Below are 23,955 nucleotides of genomic sequence, written 5' to 3'. Positions count from 1 at the left end.
GGCGCAGACAAGAGATATCATTCTCTTATCTACGCCTTTTTTCATTTTCAAATCATCGGTTCGCCTTACGCTTCTTTACTTCCTCCACGAGTTTCGTAAAGGATTTCTCCTTTTTACGCTTTTCATGTTCGGAAGCGGAGAAATGCCAAGCTTCGCGCCGGAGTTTCAGGTAGCTCTCATAGACTTTAGCATCCAATAGCCCACTGTTTACCGCTTCCAAAACGGCACAGCCGGGTTCATTGATATGCTTGCAGTCCTTGAAGCGGCATGCCTTCGCATAATCGGAAATATCCAGCACTTCTTCCAATGAATCAACACCGTCCATAGCCAGCCCAAACTCCCGGACGCCCGGAGTATCGATCAGCACACCCGATCCATCCATCAACACCATTTCCCGTCGAGTCGAAGTGTGCCGTCCTTTCCCTGTAGACAGGCTTATATCAGACGCAAGCAATAACGATTTCCCACAAAGTGCATTCACCAGAGAACTTTTACCGACCCCCGAAGAACCGACAAACACCACCGTTTCGCCTTCCGGGATAGATTCCCGCAACCGAAGAATCGTTTCGGGCTGACGAATACTTGTAAAAAACACCGGTATCCGGCGGAATATATGCTTTATTTGTTCTTCAATCTCCTGTCTGTCAAAGTCTAAATCGGCTTTGTTGAGCACCCATGCGGCATTGATATTCTCCTCCTGCATCTGAACCATAAAGCGCTCCGCCCTGCGGACATTAAAGTTATCATCAAGGCTTTGTACAATAAACGCCTGATCGACATAAGATGCAATCACCTGTTTATCAGCAACTGTACCGTTTTTCTTACGATACAATGTCCGCTCACGGGGAAGCATATCAACGATGATTCCTTTATTTTCATCAAACGGCTGAAAGATGACCCAATCACCCGTACAAGGCAGTTCGAAGTCCGATCTTCCATACATCATACTTCCTGTCAGCTCACACTGAAACTGTCCGTTTTCAGAAATTACTTCGTAGCAGGTACGATGTACGACGGATACCCTGCCATGAGGCAACGCATTATAGGTTGATTCCTGTTTCAGCTGGTCCAATTTATCATTCCAACCATAAATAGCTAACTGGTTCATTGTCCTACCTTTTTTGCGATGAAGAACACATAACCGTAAAACTCTTTATACTTGCGGTATAATTCTACTTCCATCGATTGAAGCGCACTGAATTCTTCGGCTATTTTATTTCCTGCATACTTACGAAGAAAAATCTCCTGCGCCGGAACCTTCAGAGCAAAATAATGCTCTGTCCAACAGTTTTCCGGCAGAATAAATGTTGCGACGGGAAGATAGCCGGCTTTGTGTATCTTGGCCACCTGATTAGGAATCGTATCTATTTCCGGATACGCATCTACCCAGAAGTCATTGATTTCCGCGGGGCGTTCGTCTGTAAACCACGAACTTTCGGAAACAGCAATATACCCTCCCGGTTTCAAATACTGACGCCACTCATTCAGTCCCCGTTCAAAACCGATATTATAAATGGCACCTTCCGACCAGATCAGATCCAGTTCCTCCTTCTGAAAAGGAAGATCATCCATTGAGCCGACAATACCTTTTACCCGGTCCTGCAAACCTGATTGCAGGACGTTACGGTTGAAAATATGAATAAAGTCGGAAAGAAAGTCCAGCCCGGTAATCTGTCCCGGCGTATGTTCCGCCAATACCATTGTCTGACCGCCCGTCCCGCAACCGATGTCGGCGATAAGGGATTTATCGGTAAGATTATCTATGAAGCTCAATGCTTTCAGTGTCACTTCAGGGCTTCCGGGCCCTTGTCGCTCCATATTGGAAAAGAAGTCACAGATTAAATTAAGTTCGAATTCATGAATAGTTTTATTTTCGTTACTCATTATCGTAATGTATTTTGCATACACAGAAAGCATCACAACGCTTTCATCATTGCACGCAGATTAAACTTGAATTAAATAAATAAAGAATCACTCTCGAAAGGAGTTATCCGAGAGTAAACGAAGAGACAATCTGTATCAAAAGCACAGATTGTTTATAAAACCAAATCCGATTTAAATGTCTTTGTCATGCCGCAAAGATATATAATACTTTCCGATCCTGCAAAATAAAAAACATGTTTTAATGTCATCCATGCCTAAAAAGTTAGAAGCATTTAATGCTTTTCCGTGCGGTATCAAAAAAAAAATCGTAGCTTTGCAATAACTTAAAAAAGAGACTGATATGGAACAACAGGACAGATATATACGTTTTGATTGGGCAGTGAAAGTACCTTCTCCGCCAAAAAGCAAATTTTGGTGTGTTGGAGGGCTTCTTGACTGTGCTTTTGGGCGAAGACGTGAAAATCATCGAACTGTTGGAAAGTGAAAGTAATCAGCAGACCATTGATGATAAGTTCAACCGTGTGAACATCAAAGCCAGAAATAGTAAAGATGAAATAATCATTGTAGAGATTCAGAATACCCGTGAATTATATTATCTGGAACGCATCCTTTACGGAGTGGCGAAAGCGATTACGGAACATATTTCTTTGAGTGAATGCTACTACGAGGTGAAAAAGATTTATTCTATAAGTATCCTCTACTTCGATATCGGCAAAGGGGACGATTATTTGTATCATGGTCAGAATAACTTTACGGGAGTACACACCGGAGATCGGCTCGAAATAACCACTAAAGAAAAGGATGCCCTCGTCCGTAAACTTCCCGCAGAAGTTTTTCCGGAGTATTTCCTGATTCGTGTGAATGAATTCAATAAAGTAGCCGTTACTCCACTGGAAGAATGGATTGAGTACCTGAAAACCGGTTGTATTCGTCACGATACTACAGCTCCCGGCTTGGGAGAAGCCCGCAAAAAGCTGATTTACTATAATATGTCTCCGGAAGAACGACATGCTTATGATGAACACTTAAGCGCCATAATGATACAAAATGACGTATTGGATGGGGCTAAATTGGAAGGTCGCATGGAAGGAATGGAAAAAGGGATAGAAAAAGGACGAATGGATATAGCTCGGAATCTGAAATCAATGGGACTGGACATAGCGGCAATCCAAAAAGCTACGGGATTGCTACCTGAAGAAATTCAGAAGTTGTAAATGATGTGATTGTTTATATACTATTGTTCCGTTTCATTTCTTTTCCCACATAAGCGATAATGAAGAGAAATGATAGTCATCTGAATGGCAGGGATACATTTGCAATTGAATGGACAGATACATTTACCACACATTTTTTCACTAATTCTCACCCGACTCATTACTTATGAACGAGTCTCCATGTAAGAATGAAGCAAACTTGCACTAAAGTATTTCCCAATAAGTACAAGACTTGCTCCGGACAAGTACTTAAGTTGTCTGATTCTAGTACTACGTTCGGGTCGAAGATGTACAACATTGGAATGAAAGATGTACTACCTTTACTCTATTGTATATTATCAAGCGTTCACCGCATTCAGCCTTTTCAGTTTCTCTCGCAAACGTCCTGATAGAAGGAGATAGCGACTGAAGGCTGTTTTTTTATACCCTGCCTCTGGCGCCTTCTGAGAAGAGGGAGTGCTTTCAGCCCTTTCAGCCTTGGGCATACATAAATCCATCGTTTATTGGCTATGCCTACTCTGCATACAATTGATCGTTACTCGACATATGGGCTGAATCCTGTAAGCCCGGAGATGAACTTCACTCACCACCGAGTTGAACTCCACTCACCACCGAGGTAATGGTTACTCGCTCCCGAAGTGAAAGTGGATGGTATACCAGCTTATTTGAAATGAATAAACTGTTCATAATTCATAAAAACAGAGGTTCGGTTTACCTCAAACAGAAGCTCTGTTTGTCTCCAATAGAGGTTCTGTTTAAGATAAATACAGGCTCTATTGAAACAGAACTTGCTAGCGCTCGAACCAATTTTTTCCGGCTGAAGGGGCTGAAAGCACTCCCCCCTCTCAGAGCGTGCCAGAGGTGGGATATAAAAAACAGCCTTCAGCCGCTATCTCCTTCCATCAGGGCGTTTGCGAGAGCGACTGAAGGGCTGAATGCTTTTATCCCTGCAAATACAAACGATTAAAGCATAAGTGCACGATGAACCGATTCGTGAATCATTACCAGAGCTGTGATCCCTATGAAATTTCCCCTTTTCATTTTAATAATTACCCCAGGCATCTGTGAAGATGTCATTAACCTAACCAGTTAATTGCGAAGCCGCCATTACCTTCTTTCCCACGGTATGGCGGTCTTTTTTAAATACAACGCTTGCTTAAATAGCGAACCGGATACCATACAGACAAGAATCCTACTGCCAACACTGTAATGAAAATAAGTACCACATCCCACAGATGGACACTCACCGGATAAGCATCTACCACAAAAGTACCACCCCCTCCGCCAAGGGTAATCAGACCATACTTCTGCTGGATGAAACATAATATCAAACCCAGAATAATACCGGAAATGGCTCCAAACAAAGAAATCAGACGGCCTTCAAATAAAAAGATACGAGATATAAGTTTGTCACTGGCACCAAGGCTGCGCAATGTAATGACATCGTCTTTCTTGTCCAAAATCAACATAGAAAGAGAACCAATCACATTGAAACAGGCGATCATCAGAATAAAAGTAAGAAACAGATAAGAAATCAGTTTCTCTATTTCCATGATACGGAAGACATCGGCTTGCTGCTGATAACGGTTCTGTACCACAAAGTCATCACCCAGCATTTTCTCTATTTTAGATTGTACAGATGACACATTAGCGTTTGGCTTCAGCTTCAGCTCAATGCCGGAAACCTCTGTCGTATAGTCCAATAAGTTACGAAGAAAATCAAGGGAAGTGAGAATATAACTTTCATCATACTTCTGTTGGTTGACCACAAACACAACACCCGGTGAATAAAGATAGTCGCGATTGAAAGAAGCCCCGGGGTTCGCCATATTCACTTTGGCATTCCGCTTGGGAAGGTACACCTGCAAAGGATCTACAAACGCCAGTCCTGTGCCCAAAGTCGAAACCAGTTCCACACCCATCACTCCATAATTCACAATCGAATCATGAAGAATAAATTCACCGGCTCCGTAAAGAATGCTGTCTATTTCAGTTAAATCTTCAAAATTATCTTCTACCCCTTTCAGCACTACCATGGCCTGACGGTCTTTATATTGTACCATCGCATTCTCTTCCAGAGTCTCTGTAGATACCGATACTTCGGGAAGCGCACAGACCGCACGAATTTTTTCATTCTGCCCATCGAATACTTTTCCTTCACGGACCGTAATCTTCAGTTGAGGATCAAAAGCCGTGAAAAAGCTGGCTACCATATCCTGAAATCCGTTAAAGACGGAAAGCGTACAGACCAGTGCAAGCGTAGCAAGCGCTACCCCGCATACCGACACGCCGGATATAATGTTGATAGCATTATGCTTCTTCTTCGAGAAAAGATAACGCCGGGCTATGTAGAAGGGGAAATTCACTTCAGCAAAGAGTCAATCTTCTCAATATAATCCAGCGAATCGTCCACGAAAAACTTTAATTCGGGGATAATCCGTAATTGATGACGTACACGAGTACCAAGCTCATAGCGAATGGTTTTCATGTTCTCATTGATATTCTTCACTATTTCTTCAGCTTTCTCGGATGGGAAAACGCTCAGGTAAACACGGGCGATACTCATATCGGGACTGATACGAACAGCGCTGACCGATACCAATGTACCCGGCATTGCCTTTGTTTGAAGCAGGAATATCTCGCTCAACTCCTTCTGTAACAGGCGAGATATTTTATTCTGTCTGGTTGTTTCCATAAACTTATTTACAATTTTACGATTTATAATTCAAATTTTCTTCCTTATGATCGTCAATCCGTCACGCAAAGGAAGAATTACTTTTTCCACCCGGCTATCCGTAGCGATGAAATCATTAAAAGCCTTGATACCGATAGTCTGCGTATCTGAGCTGCGAGGTTGCTCCAGCACATGCCCATCCCACAAAGTATTGTCGGCAATAATATACCCACCTGCGGAAAGATGTTTTAAAACCATCTCATAATAATCGATGTACATCCGTTTATCACCGTCAACAAAAGCCAGATCGAACGTAATACCTAACTGAGGAACAAGCTCCAGAGCATCTCCGATATAAAATCGGATCTTGTCCGCAAAGGGAGAATTCTCCAGCCAGGGACGGGTGAAATCCTCTTGTTCATCATTTATCTCAAACGTATGCAACATTCCGCCCTCCCGGAGTCCTTCCGCCAGACAAAGGGCAGAATAACCGCTATACGTTCCGATTTCCAGTATTTGCCAGGGACGAATCATTTCCACGAACATTTTCAGCATCCGCCCCTGTAAGTGCCCGGAAGCCATACGGGGACGAAGCAATTTCACATGCGTATCCCGATAGAGCGCCTTCAGATAGTCACTTTCAGCATCGATATGCTGCAAAATATATTCATCAATAGATTCAGTCTCCTGCATAAAACCCGGTCTTATAAATAACAGTTAGAGATAACGATTGTTGTTAGGCAATACAGTTTCTCCCGCATGCTTCAATGCATCTTCCACAACGTTGATTTCAAGGAAGGAAGTTTGCGTACCTGCCTTACCGCTACTTAAATAACCCACCATATCAGATGGCTGCAAGCGTCCCTCTTTCAAAAGACGGCGCAGAGCGGCAAAGTAGTATTCCTGTCCGTTGGCCAATTCCGGCATATAGATAGCTTCCACACCGTAAGAAAGAGCCAGATGACGCATCGTTTTTTCCTTATAGCAGATAGCCAACACCGGGAATTTACCACGGAAAGCAGCCAGATTACGGGCTGTCCGTCCACTGTAGCTATCTGTAATGATAGCGCGTATCTTCAGTTTCGATGTAGCTTTCACCGCTTGTTTAGCGAGGAATGCCGTCACGTCGTTGCTGTTTTCGTTCAACGGAATACGGATATCGTTTTCTTCCAGCTTATCCTTTTCAGCCTGAGCTGCGATCTTAGTCATTGTCTTCACTGCATCCACCGGATATTTGCCATAAGCAGTTTCACCGCTCAGCATCAAAGCATCTGTACGATAATAGATTGCATTTGCAATATCAGTCACCTCCGCACGAGTCGGACGGGGATTGTTGATCATCGTATGAAGCATCTGAGTTGCAACAATCACCGGCTTCTTTGCCAGAATACATTTGCGGATCAGCACACGCTGGATACCCGGAATACGTTCCTGCGGAACTTCGATACCCAGGTCACCACGGGCTACCATCACACCATCCGCCACTTCAAGGATCTCGTCAATGTTGTCTACGCCCTCCTGATTCTCAATCTTGGCAATAATGCGGATATCACTGTTGTGTGCATCCAGAATCTCACGGATATCGAGCACATCCTGACGGTTGCGCACGAAAGAGTGAGCGATGAAATCGATATCTTTTTCGATGGCATAAAGTATATTATTGCGGTCTTTTTCTGTCAATGAAGGAAGATTGATACGAACACCCGGTACGTTCACGCTCTTGCGGCTTCCCAGCGTTGCATCGTTTTTCACTTCGCAAAGCAGATAATCGGCGGTCTTGTCGATCACTTCCAGTTCCAGATCACCATCATCAATCAACACCAGTCCTCCGATATTCAAATCGTTCACAAAATCCGGATACGAAACAGCAATGCATTCACGAGTCGTCTCCTGATCAGGATTACCGACAATCTTCACTTTATCACCTATCTGATAGGGGATCGGTTCCGCATTGGCAGTCGTACGTACTTCCGGTCCTTTGGTATCCATCAGAATCGCAATCCGGTTGGATACGGAACGAACATTGGCAATCAACGCTTCAAAACCTTCACGGCTAGCGTGAGCCGTATTCATACGCACTACATTCATCCCAGCTTCAAACAGCTGTTTTATAAAGTCCACATCGCAACGTCTATCCGAAATGGATGCAACGATTTTTGTCTGTTTCAGTAACATAGCCTTTTTACCTATTTAATATATTAATACCTTATTTATTATCTAACAAAGCCTCCAGAGCCAAACGATACGAATTCAGCCCGAAACCACAGATGACTCCTTTGCACGCACAGGCAATCATAGATACATGCCGAAAAGACTCGCGGCTATGTATATTAGAGATATGAACCTCGATCACCGGAGAAGTCACAGAACGAATGGCATCCTGCAAAGCGATGGATGTATGCGTATAAGCACCGGCATTCAGAATGATGCCGTCTGCCTCAAAACCTACCTGCTGAATGCAGTCAATCATTTCTCCCTCAATGTTCGATTGAAAATAGTCGATCTCCAAATCAGCATACCTTTTACGAAGCTCAGCCAGATAGTCTTCAAATGTAACACTTCCGTATATGGAAGGTTCACGCTTGCCCAACAGATTGATGTTCGGGCCATTAATAATTTGTATTCTCATCGCCGTAGTCCTGCTTTTTTAATACCTTTGTATCCAAAGAACAATATTTCAGGCTACAAAGGTAGAAAAAAGAAATGGAAATCAACGAAAAAAACAAGAAGAAGGAGCAACAAGCACTGATAATCAGAAAGTATCGGCAGTATCTCAAACTGGAAAAGTCTTTATCTCCCAATACATTGGACGCTTATCTGACCGATCTGGATAAACTGATGAGTTTTCTGACGCTGGAAGGGATAGACGTCCTCGAAGTATGCCAGTCGGACCTCCAGCGCTTTGCTGCGGGTTTACATGACATTGGCATCCATCCCCGCTCGCAGGCACGCATTTTATCCGGCATCAAGTCTTTCTTCCGTTTTTTGATTATGGCGGATTATCTGGAAGCCGACCCCAGCGAATTACTGGAAGGTCCTAAGATAGGACTTAAACTTCCCGAAGTACTGACAGTAGAGGAAATAGATACCATCATCTCCGCCGTAGACCGCAGCAAGGCCGAAGGACAACGCAACAGAGCCATCCTGGAAACATTATACAGCTGCGGACTACGCGTATCCGAACTTGTCAATCTCAAGCTATCTGACCTCTACTTCGATGAGGGTTTCATAAAAGTAGAAGGCAAAGGAAGCAAGCAACGCCTTGTTCCTATCTCTCCCCGTGCCATTAACGAGATCAAACTTTATTTCGCAGACCGCAACCAAATAGAAGTTAAAAAAGACTATGAGGATTTTGTATTTGTCAGCCAGCGAAGGGGCAAATCACTTTCCCGAATCATGATCTTTCACATGATAAAAGAATTAGCGCAAAATGCAGGTATCACCAAGAACATCAGTCCGCACACTTTCCGACACTCTTTTGCCACTCATTTACTGGAAGGTGGCGCCAATCTACGGGCCATCCAGTGCATGCTCGGACATGAGTCCATCGCAACGACCGAAATTTATACCCATATCGACCGCAACATGCTTCGTAGCGAGATTATCGAGCATCACCCCCGAAATATTAAGTATCGGAAAGAAAAAGAGTCAAGTTTTCATTAAATTATGATAAAAACCTCCTGCTAACTACATAATTATATTAAGAATTAATATCTTTGCGATGTTTTTACTTTATTAGGATTGAAAAGGGGTTATAAATATGACGATATTTCAATTACAAACATTTAATTTATACCTAAAATGACAAAGAAGTTGTACTTGCCTTTACTCATGGCAATTGTTGTTGCACTTTTCTCTTCGTGCAAGAAAATGGGTCCCCTGTCAGCGGACTACTTCACTGTTACTCCACAAGTGTTGGAAGCAGTAGGTGGTAAAGTTCCTGCTACCATTAACGGTAAATTCCCTGAAAAGTATTTCAAGAAAAAAGCTGTAGTAGAAGTTACTCCGGTTTTGAAATGGAATGGCGGTGAAGCTAAAGGGCAAAGTGCTGTATTCCAAGGAGAAAAAGTAGAAGGAAACGATCAGACTATCTCTTACAAAGTAGGTGGTAGCTATACGATGAAAACGTCTTTCGACTATGTTCCTGAAATGGCTAAATCTGAACTGTGGCTTGAATTTAAAGCTAAAGTTGGTAACAAAGAAGTTGTTATTCCTGCAGTAAAAATCGCTGACGGTGTAATCTCTACTTCTGAGTTGGTAAACAACACATTGGGCAGCGCTAACCCGGCATTGGGCGAAGATGCTTTCCAACGTATCATCAAGGAAAAGCACGATGCCAACATCATGTTCTTGATCCAACAAGCTAACATCCGTTCAAGCGAGTTGAAGACTGCAAAAGAATTCAACCAGGAAGTTGCTAACGTAAACAGCGCTGAAAACAAGAAGATCAGCAACATCGAAGTTTCTGCTTATGCTTCTCCTGATGGTGGTGTAAGCCTGAATACAACTCTGGCAGAAAACCGTGAAAGTAACACTACCAAGATGCTGAACAAAGACTTGAAGAAAGCTAAGATCGACGCTCCGGTTGACGCTAAATATACTGCACAGGACTGGGAAGGCTTCCAGGAACTGGTTTCTAAATCTAACATCCAGGACAAAGAACTGATCCTTCGCGTACTGTCTATGTATCAGGACCCTGCACAGAGAGAACAGGAAATCAAGAACATCTCTTCTGTATACAAGAACCTGGCTGACGATATCCTTCCTCAACTGCGTCGTTCTCGTTTGACTTTGAACTACGAAATCATCGGTAAGTCTGACGAAGAAATTGCTAAGCTTGCTTCTTCTAATCCTTCTGAACTGAATGTGGAAGAATTGCTGTATGCTGCTACACTGACTAACGATCCTGCTAAACAGGAAGCTATCTATACTCAGGCTACCAAACAGTTCCCTAACGATTACCGTGGATACAACAACCTTGGTAAACTGGCTTATCAGGCTGGTAACGTTGACAAAGCTGAATCTTACTTGAAGAAAGCTGCCAGCGTAAACGCTACTCCTGAAGTTAACATGAACTTAGGTTTGATCTCTTTGATCAAGGGTGACAAAGCTGCTGCTGAAGCTTACTTCGGTAAAGCTGCAGGTACAAAAGAACTTGGCGAATCTATGGGTAACCTGTACATCGCTCAAGGTCAGTATGAAAGAGCAGTTAACTCATTCGGTGACGCTAAAACTAACAGTGCTGCTTTGGCTCAGATCCTTGCTAAGGACTACAACAAAGCTAAAAACACATTGGCAGGCGTAGAAAAACCTGATGCTTACACAGACTACCTGATGGCGGTTCTGGGTGCTAGAACTAACAATTCTTCTATGGTAACTAGCAGCTTGAAGAGCGCTATTGCTAAAGAACCTGCGTTGGCTAAGAAGGCTGCAACAGACTTGGAATTCTCTAAGTTCTTCACAAATGCAGATTTCATGAGCATCATTAAATAAGAGAATTACCACTCTATTTTAAATATTGAGAATTGCTCGTCATTACAAATGACGGGCAATTCTTTTTTTTATCTGTAAAAAACCGTACTTTCGCAGAAAAGAAATCAAAGCAATGAAAAAGAGCAGCATTTTAATCCTCATACTTATCTGTCTGGCCGGATGCAAAAAGAGCTCCAACGAGACAACCATCACAGGAGAGATCAAAGGACTCGGCACTGATACACTTTATCTGTACGGCATGGACGAACTCTACGACCGGATAGACACCATTTATGCAGAGAATGACAAGTTCTCTTACACCACCAATGTAGATACGATCACTTCTGCCTATCTATTGCTCAAGAATCAAATAGAATATCCTATTTTCCTGGACAAAGGAAACAAGATCAAGATAAAAGGAGATACAATCAACCTTAATTTCTTGACTGTCACTGGAAATATATACAACGAAGAGTTTACAGACTTTCAGCAAGAACTGAAAGGGCCGGTCAATCCTTCGGAAAAGATTGGTGAAGAAGCAACTGATAAGACAAAAAATGTAGAGGAAACAAAAACTGCTGAAGAGAAAGCGGAAGAATTCATCCTGCAACACCACTCCTCTTATGTCAGCCTTTACTTATTAGATAAATACTTCGTTCAGAAAGAATCACCGGATTTCACTAAAATCAAAAAGCTGGTTAATGTAATGACAGGTGTATTACAGGATAAACCATATGTCGAACGGTTGACTGAAACGATCACTCAAGCGGAGAAAGCAGAGGTTGGCAAATATGCGCCTTTCTTCAGCCTGCCCAATGCCAAAGGAGAAAAGATCACCCGTTCATCGGATGCATTCAAGCAAAAAAGCCTGTTAATTAACTTCTGGGCTTCCTGGAACGATAGCATCTCCCGGAAACAGAACAATAGCGAACTAAGAGAAATCTACAAGAAGTATAAGAAGAACAAATATATAGGCATGCTCGGTATTTCACTGGATGTAGACAAACAGCAATGGAAAGACGCCATCAAGCGTGATACGCTGGAATGGGAACAAGTATGTGATTTCGGCGGACTCAATTCTGAAGTTGCCAAGCAATATTCCGTCTGGAAAATACCTGCCAACATACTTCTCTCGTCAGATGGAAAGATTGTAGCCAAGAATCTTCAGGGGGAAGAACTGAAAAAGAAAATAGAAAAGATTGTCGAAGAATCGGCAGAAAAAGAAAAGAAAAACAAACAGAAAAAATAAACGATCATCAAACGTGCTAATTAAAGTTTTCGGAGCGGCTGTTCAAGGGATTGATGCAACACTCATCACAATCGAAGTCAACAGCTCACGTGGCTGTATGTTCTATCTCGTCGGTCTTCCGGATTCTGCGGTTAAGGAAAGTCACCAACGTATTATCTCCGCACTGCAAGTCAATGGCTATAAGATGCCGACCAGCAATCTGGTCGTAAATATGGCTCCTGCCGATATCCGCAAGGAAGGTTCGGCTTATGATTTGCCTCTCGCTATCGGCTTGCTGGGTGCCAGCGAAACCATATCGTCTGAGAAGTTCTCCCGTTATCTGATGATGGGAGAACTTAGCCTTGACGGGAGCATCCAGCCTATCAAAGGAGCACTTCCTATTGCCATCAAAGCTCGCGAAGAAGGTTTTGAGGGACTCATTATTCCTCAGCAAAATGCACGGGAAGCAGCGGTCGTTAATCAATTGAAGGTATATGGTGTCAGCAATATCAAAGAAGTCATAGAATTTTTCAATAACGAAAAAGAACTGGAGCAGACAATAGTCAACACACGGGAAGAGTTTTATCAACAGCAGACAGCCTTTGACCTGGACTTTGCAGATGTAAAAGGACAAGAAAATGTAAAAAGAGCATTAGAGGTAGCAGCTGCCGGAGGACATAATCTACTAATGATCGGTGCTCCCGGCAGTGGCAAATCTATGATGGCTAAACGGTTACCCTCCATTCTTCCTCCTCTCTCCCTGGGTGAGAGCCTGGAAACGACCAAGATACACTCTGTTGCCGGAAAACTAAACCGGGGTTCTTCACTGATCTCCCAACGCCCGTTCCGTGATCCTCATCACACGATATCGCAAGTAGCCATGGTCGGCGGCGGAAGTTTTCCACAGCCGGGAGAAATCAGTCTGGCACATAATGGAGTTTTATTTTTGGATGAACTACCGGAATTTAACAGAGGAGTGCTGGAAGTATTGCGCCAACCACTTGAAGACCGGCAGATAACCATCTCTCGTATAAAGAGCACCATCAGTTATCCAGCCAATCTGATGCTCATCGCATCCATGAATCCATGTCCGTGCGGATACTATAATCATCCGACCAAAGCATGTGTTTGCAGTCCCGGACAGGTGCAGAAGTATCTGAACAAAATATCCGGCCCATTACTGGACCGCATTGATATTCAGATAGAAATCGTTCCTGTACCTTTTGATAAGATATCCGACCAGCGGCAAGGAGAAGCAAGCAGCATCATTCGGGAAAGAGTGATTCGGGCACGCCGGATACAGGAACAGCGTTATGCCGATTACCCCGGTATCTACTGTAATGCGCAGATGAGCAGCAAACTACTATCCATCTATGCACATCCGGATGACAAAGGACTTTCTCTGCTACGAAACGCGATGGAACGTCTCAATCTCTCTGCACGCGCGTACGACCGTATATTAAAAGTGGCACGTACTATTGCCGATCTGGAAAATATGGAGTGGATTCAACCTTCACATTTGGCCGAAGCCATCAGTTATCGTAATTTGGACAGAGAGAACTGGGCAGGTTAAGGATAGTAAACAAAAGATTCACATCAAATAAGTAAATCATGAATACCGCTATTACACATTGGGGATATACTCCATCGGGAGAATCCATTTATCTGTTCCGGTTGACCAATGCTTCCGGAGCGTCCATTGAACTTACCAATCTGGGAGCCAGCTGGGTTTCAGCCCATATGCCCGATAAACATGGCATTTTTGAAAACATTCTGTTGGGATACGATAACGCTGAAGGATATATAAAAGACACCTATTATATGGGAGCCACTGTAGGCCGGTTCGCTAACCGCATTCATCAGGCATCTTTTTCCATCAAAGACACTACTTATCAGTTGGAGAAAAACGATGGAGAAAACACCAATCATGGCGGAGCATCCGGTTTTCACAAGAAGATATGGCAATGGGAGCAAATTGATTCCGGTATCCGCTTCATTCTCCACTCTCCGGATATGGAAGGAGGATATCCGGGCAATGTACACGTAAAAATAGAATATCAATTCACAGAAACCAATGAACTGACAATCAGTTATTATGGAATCACAGATCGCCCCACTTATCTGAATCTGACTAATCACGCCTATTTCAATCTGTCCGGCGATAAACGAAAAATAACGGAACACCAACTCATGATACCTGTTACCCGGATATTAGAAACCACCTCACAGTTTATTCCTACCGGACACATGCAGGACGTAAAAGACAGTCCGTTTGATTTTACCATCAGTCATAGTATCGGAATGCATCTTTACGATGATGACGAACAGTTACATTGGAACAAGGGATACAATCATTGCTATATCCTGAAAGAAGAATCGTCCGACACGTTATTGACAGCCGCCGTATTATCCGATCCTTTTTCCGGTAGAAAGCTGACTGTCAGGACTGACTTACCCGGTGTTTTATTATATACCTCCGGCTATCTCGCTCCCACACCGGATATCGGTGTATGCCTGGAGACGCAGTACTTCCCGGATACCCCTTCGCATCCGCATTTTCCTTCCTGCCTGCTCATGCCGGGGGAAGAGTATCTCCACAGAAGTATTTACACATTCGAAAGATAACCTCTCCTGCTGTCCACACGCTGACATCCTCTGTCTCCGTATGGACAGCAAAAACTTTTTTGCCACCAATCTCTTTTTATTCATATATTTGTTTTACATTTGTGATAAACAAAAAAGCAACAATATGAAAACGTCCATTGTAACCTTCCTGATTACATTTTGTTTTTACCTGTCAGCTTATGCACAAGCGTCTCAAGACAAAGCTGCAGAGCTAAAGGAACAAGCTTTGAGTAGCTTGAAGCAGAAAGATTACATCAAAGCCCGTTATCTGTTCAAGAAAGCGTACGAGGCATTTGCTGCACGCGAAAACTATCCACAGGCTATAGAGTGTGGTATTCAGGCCAACGCCTTATATGTGAGAGAGAACTTCTACAAGGAAGGCTTCGAACTATGCCGCGACATGGAACAATTCATTTGGACAGGCGAACAGAAACAGAAAAAAGTCTTTTATGATTTACGGTTCCCTATCAGCAAGGAACGGTTGCAGATGTACATTGCACTGAAAAATCCTGCACAAGCCAAAAACCAACTGGACAAGCTGGAAGAGATGGCCAAGCTCGCCAAGAATGACTCCTTAATGGAAGTGCTGCTTTACACGAAAGCCAACTATTACTATACTTTCAATCAAAATGCACAAGGGGATGCCTGTTTCCGCAAACTCATCAACCAATACAAGGAAAAGAAGGATTACGACAAAGTGAGCGACTGCTACAAGACCTTAATCGGCATCGCACGTAAAGCTAACAATGCTTCACTAATGGAACGTACCTACGAAAGCTATATCGTCTGGACCGACTCAGTAAAAGCCCTGACTGCTCAGGATGAACTGAATGTCCTGAAAAGGAAATATGATGAAAGCCTGCTGACTATACAAGACAAAGACAGTACCTTATCTGCCAAGCAATATATCATCATAGGACTCTGTACACTTGTGGCCATCCTCATAGCCGCATTGATAGTACTCGCCATCTTATTATTGAGATTTATCACCGGTAACCGCAAACTTAAAAAGAGTGTGATCATAGCCAATGAGCACAATGATTTGAAAACTAAATTCATTCAGAATATATCCTCGCAGATGGAACCGACTCTGAACACTTTAGGAGCCTCCGCCAAGGATCTCTCTGCCAAAGCTCCTCAACAAGCAGAGCAAATGCAGGCACAAGTAGCTGCCTTAAAGCAATTCAGCGACGATATTCAGGAACTTTCCCTTTTGGAGAACTCACTGACTGAACCTTATGAAATGGGAGAAGTCAATGCAGGCACTTTCTGCGAGAACGTGATGGAGAAGGCAAAAGAATTTATGAAACCAGACGTCACTCCTTCTGTAAACGCACCCAAGCTCCAAGTAAAAACAAATAAAGAGCAACTGGAACGCATTCTTCTCTACCTGTTGAAAAATGCCGCTTTCTACACAGAACAGGGACGTATCAGCCTTGACTTCAAGAAACGCGGCGCACACACCCATCAGTTTATCATAACCGATACAAGTACAGGCATTTCGGCAGAGCAACAAGAAAATCTCTTCAAACCATTCACACAGGTAAAAGACCTGACAACAGGTGATGGCCTGGGATTACCCATCTGTTCACTCATCGCTACGAAAATGAATGGCAGCCTGACGTTGGATACAGGTTATACAAAGGGATGCCGGTTTATTCTGGAACTCCATGCATAAATAAAGTACTTAAGGACTTTATATCGTTAGATTACCGACTTCCAATGGTGGCTATAATTACTACTTCTAGCCACCATCAGAGAACGGGCACTCTACTCATACAAAAAATAGCAACAGTTTAGCACATAAACGACAGGCGGGTTGATAATAAATACTGTGATCGTTTATTATAAACGTCCCTGTTGTTTATTATAAACTCTAAAGTAGAAATCGACAGAATAATCTTCGAATTTATAAGACAAAAAGGCTGCAAACCTCATAAAGTTTGCAGCCTTTTCCTATATTAAAGCATCCTATCCCCTAATATACACCAAAGGGACAAGCACTATTTGTTACTATATTATACCACCATAGAAGATGATTCCATACTAATTTTCTCATTTTATTTGCCGTTCTTAAATGATTCTGTTCAGGTTTAGAACTACAAATATACAACATTTAAAAACATTTGTCAAGTACCCGATTCGTTTTCAGTTATCAGAGTTGTTATTTCACGATTCTTGGCTCAATTACCTTCCCACTAATAGAAACGACTCCTTGGTTTGAAATAGCAAAATTCTTAAAAAAGGAAGTACGTGGATGTATTTTCTCTTTGCTCCAATGGGCATGGAAAATATATTTCCAGCTACCATCTTTACATTGGAAAGGTGCACCATGACCGGTACCTACCAATCCTATCGCCTCAACGCCTTGTAAAAGCGGATTCTTACTATATTTAATCCATGGTCCCATTGGCGATTCAGACGTAGCATAACCTACTCCATAACCTTTATTCTGATAGTGGTTGGCTGAATAAATCAAGTAATAGGTTCCATTCTTCTTCAAGACTGAAGGTCCCTCTGCAACCTTAGCCTGCAAAAGTTCCCACGGTTCCTCCGCTTTTATGCACTCCGACAAAGTTTCCGTCTTAATCTTCATCAAATCATCGGTCATCTGAGCTACCCAAATCACATTTCCATCTGTAAAGCGTACAAAATAAAGATACGGAGTACCGTCATCATCTATAAAGAGAGAGGTATCAATGCTCTTTTCCTCCCAAATAGGATGTTTTACTTCTTGCCGGAAGGGACCTGCCGGGGAATCAGAAGTAGCTACACAGATATGCTCTTCCGCAGAATAGAACATATAAAACTTCTTTTTTGATTTAATATAGTAAACCTCCGGAGCCCAAAAGCCCCACTCTCCATATGAATCTGCAGCCGACAGTGCTTGCCCTTCCCGTTTCCAATTTTTCAAATCATCGGAGGAGAAGCAGGCGAAGCCTTCACCTGCTGTTGTACCACCGGTACCATAGGCATAATACTTATTATTGTAGAGCATCACATATGGATCAGCAATAGGCAGACGATCTGACTCAACACTCACTTCTTTGTTCGGAATATTCTTCTCTCCTTTATTCATTGCGTTACTTTTTCCACTGTAAACCAACAGGATACAAAGAAGTAAAAGAGCGCTCATCTCTTTCTTTATCATAGACAGACTTTTTAAGTTTATAATTATACGATGCAGGCAAAGTTACTATATTTTCGTACAAAATCACTACACCTTGTAAGCAAAGTATACATCACATATGGAACCAGAGATTCTACTACTATCCTTTTATGCATTATTAATAGCAGAAACAGTAAGTAAACCAGCCTTCTCTAAGAAATTTCTTTTTGAAGTCATTGTATCTATTCTTAATTATGTTTGATAGAAAACTAGTGATAATCCTATAAGGGCGGGCTAAAAAAGTGTTTTAGTCCGCCCCATACCAACAATCAGATAAATATTATGTGATAATTGAAGCCAATTATTTCAGAGCATCACAAATTTCCCTATTAATCTTCCTCAATGCCTTTTCGTCCAGTTTAATAACCTTACGGTCATAAGTTAGCAATCCGTTTATTTCTACCTCAACATCTGTAGTCTGTGTATAAACAGCGGCAGAGAATCCACGAGGAATCAGATCTTTCAACACATTGGCATACTCCAAGTATTTATCAGTGGCCTCTTTAGAAGTATTGAATTGGACATATCCCCAGTTACGATCCGGTTCCCAAAGATGCTCTTTCAATACCAAACCGATACCACCATATTCTCCGAGCACAGTAGCACGTTGAGCATCATACAAAAACATTTCCGGACCCGGATAATGATGTAAATCAAGCATATCACCGCACGTATAATGATTACCACCACTAGCAGGATTCACGAGTCGTGAAGGATCATATCGCTTTGTCCATTCAGCAATTTCCGGAGTCTTGAACTGTCCCCAAGCTTCATTAAACGGCACCCATGTACCGATACAAGGATAAGAATAAAGACAGTCGATAATTTCTTTCCATTCTTTACGATAGGTTGCCTCCGATTCTGCAGAACGCTTTCTTTCCGTTCCTGTAAAATACTCACGCATCTGCCATTCCGGATTTTTATCTCCGCTCGGCATATCCTGCCATACAATAATTCCCAAACGGTCACAATGCGTATACCAACGAGCCGGTTCCACTTTGATATGTTTGCGAATCATATTATAGCCAAAATCTTTCGTCTTTTGAATATCATATACCAAAGCTTCATCCGAAGGAGCTGTATACAAACCGTCAGGCCACCATCCCTGGTCTAAAGGACCAAACTGGAATAAATCTTTATTATTTAACTGCAAACGCACAATACCGTTTTTATCTCTCTTGGTAGAGAACTTACGCATAGCAGCATAACTCTTAACCTTATCCATCAGCTTATTCCCTTCAAACAAACTGATTTCCAAATCATATAGAGAAGGAGAATCCGGTGACCATAACTTTACATCAGCTGGCATAGAGACTTCAACAGGAACACCATTAATAGAAATCCCTTTAGCCACCAACTCCTTACCATCGAACACCTTTACTTCTATTTTGCTCGAAAGCTTCTTCTTATCAGTAGCAACCTCTACCACCAACTTATTCAAGTCGATATCAGGGGTTGTCTTGATGTTCGTAATAAACTGTGCAGGCACAGATTCCAGCCACACCGTCTGCCATATTCCACTTACCGGCGTATACCAGATACCCGACGGTTTATTCACTTGTTTTCCTCTAGGCTGAGTACCATTATCAGTAGGGTCCCAAACTTTTACCACCAGTTCATTCTCTCCATTTTTTAAAGCAGGAGTGATATCAAATGAGAAAGGAGTAAAACCTCCTGTATGTTGTCCTATTTTGATTTGATTTACCCAAATATCAGCCTTCCAGTCAACAGCTCCAAAATGTAACAATACACGTTCACCTTTCCATTTTGATGGTACAGAGAATTTGCGTTGATACCACAAGTCATTATCCTTTCCAAGCCTTTTTCCAACACCGGACAAACTAGACTCTATCGCAAAAGGAACCAAAATCTGTCCATCATATTTTTGAGGAGCAGCCTGCCCTACCGGAGCAATGGCATAATTCCATAACCCATTCAGATTCATCCAATCCGGACGTTCCATAATTGGACGGGGATACTCGGGCAACACATTCTCAACATCTATTTTGGTAGCCCATTCTGTTTTAATTCGTTCTCCTGCAGGCTTCCACTGGGCAGACAAGTACGAACAATTTAAAAATACAACTAATAAGATAATCAATTGTTTCATCATGATATAATTTAAAAGATTTCTCCAGATACAACCTGCATCACTTTATTTTTTCAGGAAAGTTTCAGCGCGTCCGGGAGTATAAAGTTCCCATAAAGAAGCAACCGTCCATCCTGGGGCAAAAATATCATTATAATATCCTTTACCATTCTTTCCATAGTCCCAGTTAGTGTGCTGAACTACTTCCGGATAATAACCCACTTTGGCAATTCCACACATATGCCCTTCATGGGGTAACAACTGACGCATAGAGGTCGAAATCACCTCTGCAAAATCTGACAAGCGGTTCTCTTTATACTCTTTAGATAACCAACGAAGTACGTCAGCAAATTCGAAGATAAATACGTCGATATGATTATTTTCTACTGACACATTTCCCCAACCACGAGTCTTCATACCGATATCTCCCAACATTTGTCCGGGAGCAAACGGAACATCCCATAAATAATACCAGGACAAAGCAAAATATGCGGCTTTCTTTGTCAAATCAGCATAATGTTTATGTTCTTCACCTTTCGTTATCAGTGAGAGATAATACGTAGCAGTAGCTGTATATAACGACGCTTCTTTATCTTCACAGTTTGCATCCAGTGTAGAAGAAAAATAATCAGCTTTGGAGATCAGCTCCTTTTCAAGATACTCGGCTGTTTTTCTGGCACTGGCAAGATATCGCTTGTCTTTGAAATACTTATATCCCATCACCAATGGCAATGTAGCTGAAGGAGTACTACCACCGCTCTTATCAACAATCGTAAAATCATCACGGAATTTTCTTGGGAAACTTCCATCAGCATTTTGGAGTTTCAGAAACATCTCAAACATTTGCTTTACCCGCTGTTCCCATTCCGGATGTTTGCGCCCTTGCTCCTTTTCGTACGCCAGGAAATGAAGCATCGCATAAATTCCCTCAGACTGACGTCGAATACTATGCACCGGTTCCTCAAATCCACGGTTTAAGTTAACAAACTCCTTAAAGAAACCTGCCGGAGTAAAACCGTTCTTCAAATAACTATCAAAAATCTTTAGACTATTGTCTTTCAATTCTTCGCGATTATTCTCCCAGCCATACTCCCATGCATTGAATGCATTCAAAAGAACACGCCCGACAAAACCTATTTCTGCCTCACCATTACTTTTACAATCATCCGTACGCAAACCTACACCCGAATTATAGGTCAATTCCGGCCTACTTACCAAGCTATTCACAAAGTAATGACTAAGTGTCTGCTTCATTTCCGGAATAGAATAAGGAGTATCAACAGGTTTCGGAGCATAAGTATCATAAGAATATTCCCAAGTCTGACGTATAAAATCGGAGAAATCATCAGCACTACTTTCTGAGATTTCCCAAGTTAACATTACGTTTTCCCCTTTCTTCAATAACTGAAAAGCTTCTACCTTAGGAGCCAATGTCAATTTACGGATATAGCTTCTGGGAGCTTCCTGATAAGGAAAACCGAAAGAAAGGGCAGCCACTCCATTCTGGTTCTCAAAACCTGTAAAGCCCAGAGATGTTTTTCCGGAAAGAATTACTTCACCTTCTTTATGCGTAGTCAAAGCGTCAGTCGTAAACTTATCCAGCCGGTTTACCGTCATATATCGCTTGTCCTTTTCATTATAAATTCCGGTCAGTGGAGCACTCAACCTGTCCTCACGGACTACCCAACTATCAGATGTATGAAACGAAGGAGCTTCTTTAGGTGAACGCAGATTGCGACGATACCAGAATCCGGGCATATAAAACAAACAATCGTCATGGCGGAAACCAGTAACTACCTTCTGTCCATAATTAAAGTACACATCCTCCAGAGCTGTAATACACATGTCAATATGTAGACGTCCATTAGTTTCTTTGATCTTCTGAGAAATCGTCAGCGGAATGCTTTCAGATGCAACTAACTGATAGGTAGAATTATCATTCTGCACTCTCTTCAAAATTAAAGGGTACTGCTTGGCCTTATTTCCAGGCACTTTCAAAGAAACATGTGCATTCACCTGTTCCGGCGTATAGTCAACAGCCTTAACAGTTCCGGTCAATAGTACAGTAGCTATTCCACAAAGCAAGAATTTTAAGTTCATACAGCTCATCATAATTATATGAATCAGCAACTAATTCTGATTCTGTTAATACTTTATTTAGATATATTTTCAAGCCATTCCGGCTCTTATCAACGAGTACAAAATTAGCGAAGATCACTCTATCTCAGTAAAACAAATTGAGCAATTAGTAGAAGAATCCGTTCTAAATGTACGTAGAATGAATAAAATAATACCAAAACAGAACATATAATGTCCTTCTTTCCATCCATCCATTGCCGGTATCAGAGATATTCTGTTTCATAGAACCATATCCATTATTATAAAAAGAACCGCAGTTTCCCCTCTAAAAAGGGAAACTACGGAATATGATTTACTGTGATTTACTCAGCAATAAAACAAGGACAAGGAATAATCAGTTATTTCTCTAAAAGAGCGACAGTACACCAAAGGACGGGCCCCTGTCCATGATAATCACCCGTACGACGAGGACGATCATAATAATACTGCAAGTCATTCTTTTTATTTGTTCCTACACAAACAGCTTTTACTTGATTCTTTTCGTTAACGTATGGAACTAAAGCCAGCCACGCTTTTCGAGCAGCAGGTGCATATTCGTCAGCATCCAGCCAACCATTCTTAACCCCCATTATGAATGCGAAAGTAAACATAGCCGATCCTGATGATTCCGTCCAGCAATCAGGTTTATCAATCAGTTGGTTCCACAACCCCTCTGCATTCTGATATTCTTTCAAACTTTTCATCATCTTCTGATAACCTTCTAAGATACGGGCACGGTCTTTATGTTTTTTGGGCAAACACCGGAGCAACTCCGACATACCCGCTGCCATCCATCCATTTCCACGTCCCCAATAGTAAGGAACATCCGGAGCATGATAGAAAAGTCCATTCGGACGTTGCAGCTCGTCCAAGTACATAACCATTTCTTTCGCTGCCCGGTCAATATATTTACGGTCTTTTGTCACTTTGTATGCGTGGGTCTGCACAATCGTAATCATATACATGTCATCAATCCACAAACGTGTTTGCCAAGAATATCCTTTTTCAGCCCATTCTTTTTCTTTTGGTTTGGCATTTGCAGGAACTTCCCATTGAGAATCAGCATAAGGCAATCCCAGATACCAGTATTTCTTATCTTTTGTCACGTGGTACATTTCCAGTGGCAAGCTGCCAAACATATTCAAATCAACATGATTCATAATCGGTTGCAATGCTTTCTCTGATGTAAACAGAGGTTCAAACTTATTCTGCAAAAGTTTAATCAGCTCTTTATCTTTTGTTACCGCAGCATATTTTAGTGCACCATTCCAATAAAACGTCTCTGGATACCCAATCCATTTACCGGCATGAAGCGCGTGCTTCTCACCTATAAAGCGATATGCCAAACGCTTGCCGACCTCTTCAGGGGTATAACCCTCCGGAAAGTCCGTCAACAACTTAGTCTGAGCACATAATAGTTGAAAAGGTAGCAAAAGCAATAATAAAAGTAGTTTTTTACACATAACGACTTATTTTTATTTA

At 42.1% G+C, this 23,955-nt stretch carries 17 protein-coding genes and 1 pseudogene; 7 read left to right on the top strand and 11 right to left on the bottom strand.

Translation table 11 applies throughout. The annotated features are described in order from the left end of the window. Window positions 1–52: 52 nt before the first annotated feature. Window positions 53–1,108, bottom strand: coding sequence for a ribosome small subunit-dependent GTPase A (rsgA, locus tag BLW31_RS17700; protein WP_010535678.1), 1,056 nt, complete (start codon window positions 1,106–1,108; stop codon window positions 53–55). Further along, window positions 1,105–1,917, bottom strand: a complete 813-nt coding sequence (locus BLW31_RS17695) for a class I SAM-dependent methyltransferase (protein ID WP_029425082.1) — start codon at window positions 1,915–1,917, stop codon at window positions 1,105–1,107. The genes rsgA and BLW31_RS17695 overlap by 4 nt, the downstream gene beginning before the upstream one ends. Before the next feature lie 307 nt (window positions 1,918–2,224). Here BLW31_RS17695 and BLW31_RS17690 point away from each other — a divergent pair. Continuing rightward, window positions 2,225–3,098: pseudogene (locus BLW31_RS17690) on the top strand (Rpn family recombination-promoting nuclease/putative transposase). Window positions 3,099–4,237: 1,139 nt separating this feature from the next. Here BLW31_RS17690 and BLW31_RS17680 read toward each other — a convergent pair. The 5 genes from BLW31_RS17680 to aroQ are packed head-to-tail and all read right to left on the bottom strand — an operon-like array spanning window position 4,238 to window position 8,401. Continuing rightward, entirely contained in the window at window positions 4,238–5,464 is a 1,227-nt protein-coding gene (locus BLW31_RS17680; protein ID WP_010535696.1) for an FtsX-like permease family protein, read from the bottom strand. Beyond that, a complete protein-coding gene (gene rbfA, locus BLW31_RS17675) occupies window positions 5,461–5,793 on the bottom strand; it encodes a 30S ribosome-binding factor RbfA (protein WP_010535697.1) in 333 nt (110 codons plus the stop codon). Before rbfA ends, BLW31_RS17680 begins: the two co-directional genes overlap by 4 nt. A 30-nt stretch (window positions 5,794–5,823) precedes the next feature. Further along, on the bottom strand, window positions 5,824–6,465 hold the full coding sequence (locus BLW31_RS17670) for an O-methyltransferase (protein ID WP_010535698.1): 642 nt from the start codon (window positions 6,463–6,465) through the stop codon (window positions 5,824–5,826). 24 nt (window positions 6,466–6,489) lie between these two features. Next, window positions 6,490–7,947, bottom strand: coding sequence for a pyruvate kinase (pyk, locus tag BLW31_RS17665; RefSeq protein ID WP_010535699.1), 1,458 nt, complete (start codon window positions 7,945–7,947; stop codon window positions 6,490–6,492). Between the two features lie 31 nt (window positions 7,948–7,978). Further along, window positions 7,979–8,401 (bottom strand): type II 3-dehydroquinate dehydratase, encoded by a 423-nt coding sequence (gene aroQ, locus BLW31_RS17660; protein WP_010535700.1) that lies wholly within the window; start codon window positions 8,399–8,401, stop codon window positions 7,979–7,981. A gap of 74 nt (window positions 8,402–8,475) precedes the next feature. On the opposite strand from aroQ, the gene xerD reads away from it, so the two are divergent. The 6 genes from xerD (at window position 8,476) to BLW31_RS17630 (ending at window position 16,775) form a co-directional block, all read left to right on the top strand. After that, window positions 8,476–9,435 carry a site-specific tyrosine recombinase XerD gene (xerD, locus tag BLW31_RS17655; RefSeq protein ID WP_010535701.1) on the top strand — a complete coding sequence of 320 codons (960 nt, stop codon included), beginning with the start codon at window positions 8,476–8,478 and terminating at the stop codon, window positions 9,433–9,435. Window positions 9,436–9,573: 138 nt separating this feature from the next. Next, the gene (locus tag BLW31_RS17650; protein WP_029425091.1) at window positions 9,574–11,265 is read left to right on the top strand and encodes a tetratricopeptide repeat protein; all 1,692 of its coding nucleotides are present in this window, start codon (window positions 9,574–9,576) and stop codon (window positions 11,263–11,265) included. Between the two features lie 112 nt (window positions 11,266–11,377). Further along, window positions 11,378–12,493, top strand: a complete 1,116-nt coding sequence (locus BLW31_RS17645; protein ID WP_010535703.1) for a TlpA disulfide reductase family protein — start codon at window positions 11,378–11,380, stop codon at window positions 12,491–12,493. A 13-nt stretch (window positions 12,494–12,506) separates the two neighbouring features. After that, on the top strand, window positions 12,507–14,045 hold the full coding sequence (locus BLW31_RS17640) for a YifB family Mg chelatase-like AAA ATPase (RefSeq protein WP_010535704.1): 1,539 nt from the start codon (window positions 12,507–12,509) through the stop codon (window positions 14,043–14,045). A gap of 38 nt (window positions 14,046–14,083) precedes the next feature. Then, entirely contained in the window at window positions 14,084–15,097 is a 1,014-nt protein-coding gene (locus BLW31_RS17635; protein ID WP_010535705.1) for an aldose epimerase family protein, read from the top strand. 124 nt (window positions 15,098–15,221) lie between these two features. Continuing rightward, entirely contained in the window at window positions 15,222–16,775 is a 1,554-nt protein-coding gene (locus BLW31_RS17630; RefSeq protein ID WP_010535706.1) for a sensor histidine kinase, read from the top strand. A gap of 486 nt (window positions 16,776–17,261) precedes the next feature. On the opposite strand, the gene BLW31_RS17625 is transcribed toward BLW31_RS17630, so the two are convergent. The 4 genes from BLW31_RS17625 to BLW31_RS17610 all read right to left on the bottom strand — a co-directional run bounded on the left by BLW31_RS17625 (window position 17,262) and on the right by BLW31_RS17610 (window position 23,936). Further along, the gene (locus BLW31_RS17625) at window positions 17,262–18,176 is read right to left on the bottom strand and encodes a glycoside hydrolase family 43 protein (protein ID WP_372452784.1); all 915 of its coding nucleotides are present in this window, start codon (window positions 18,174–18,176) and stop codon (window positions 17,262–17,264) included. Window positions 18,177–18,567: 391 nt separating this feature from the next. Next, window positions 18,568–20,379, bottom strand: coding sequence for a glycoside hydrolase family 2 protein (locus tag BLW31_RS17620; RefSeq protein WP_010535708.1), 1,812 nt, complete (start codon window positions 20,377–20,379; stop codon window positions 18,568–18,570). Between the two features lie 42 nt (window positions 20,380–20,421). Beyond that, on the bottom strand, window positions 20,422–22,455 hold the full coding sequence (locus BLW31_RS17615; RefSeq protein ID WP_022301657.1) for a hypothetical protein: 2,034 nt from the start codon (window positions 22,453–22,455) through the stop codon (window positions 20,422–20,424). A 377-nt stretch (window positions 22,456–22,832) separates the two neighbouring features. Beyond that, entirely contained in the window at window positions 22,833–23,936 is a 1,104-nt protein-coding gene (locus BLW31_RS17610; RefSeq protein ID WP_022301658.1) for a glycoside hydrolase family 88/105 protein, read from the bottom strand. Window positions 23,937–23,955 lie beyond the last annotated feature (19 nt).

Origin of the sequence: Bacteroides faecis MAJ27, from assembly GCF_900106755.1 — a bacterium.
Lineage (GTDB): Bacteria > Bacteroidota > Bacteroidia > Bacteroidales > Bacteroidaceae > Bacteroides > Bacteroides faecis.
Note: the sequence above shows the minus strand (reverse complement) of the source record. Positions and strands in the feature narration are given on the sequence as shown.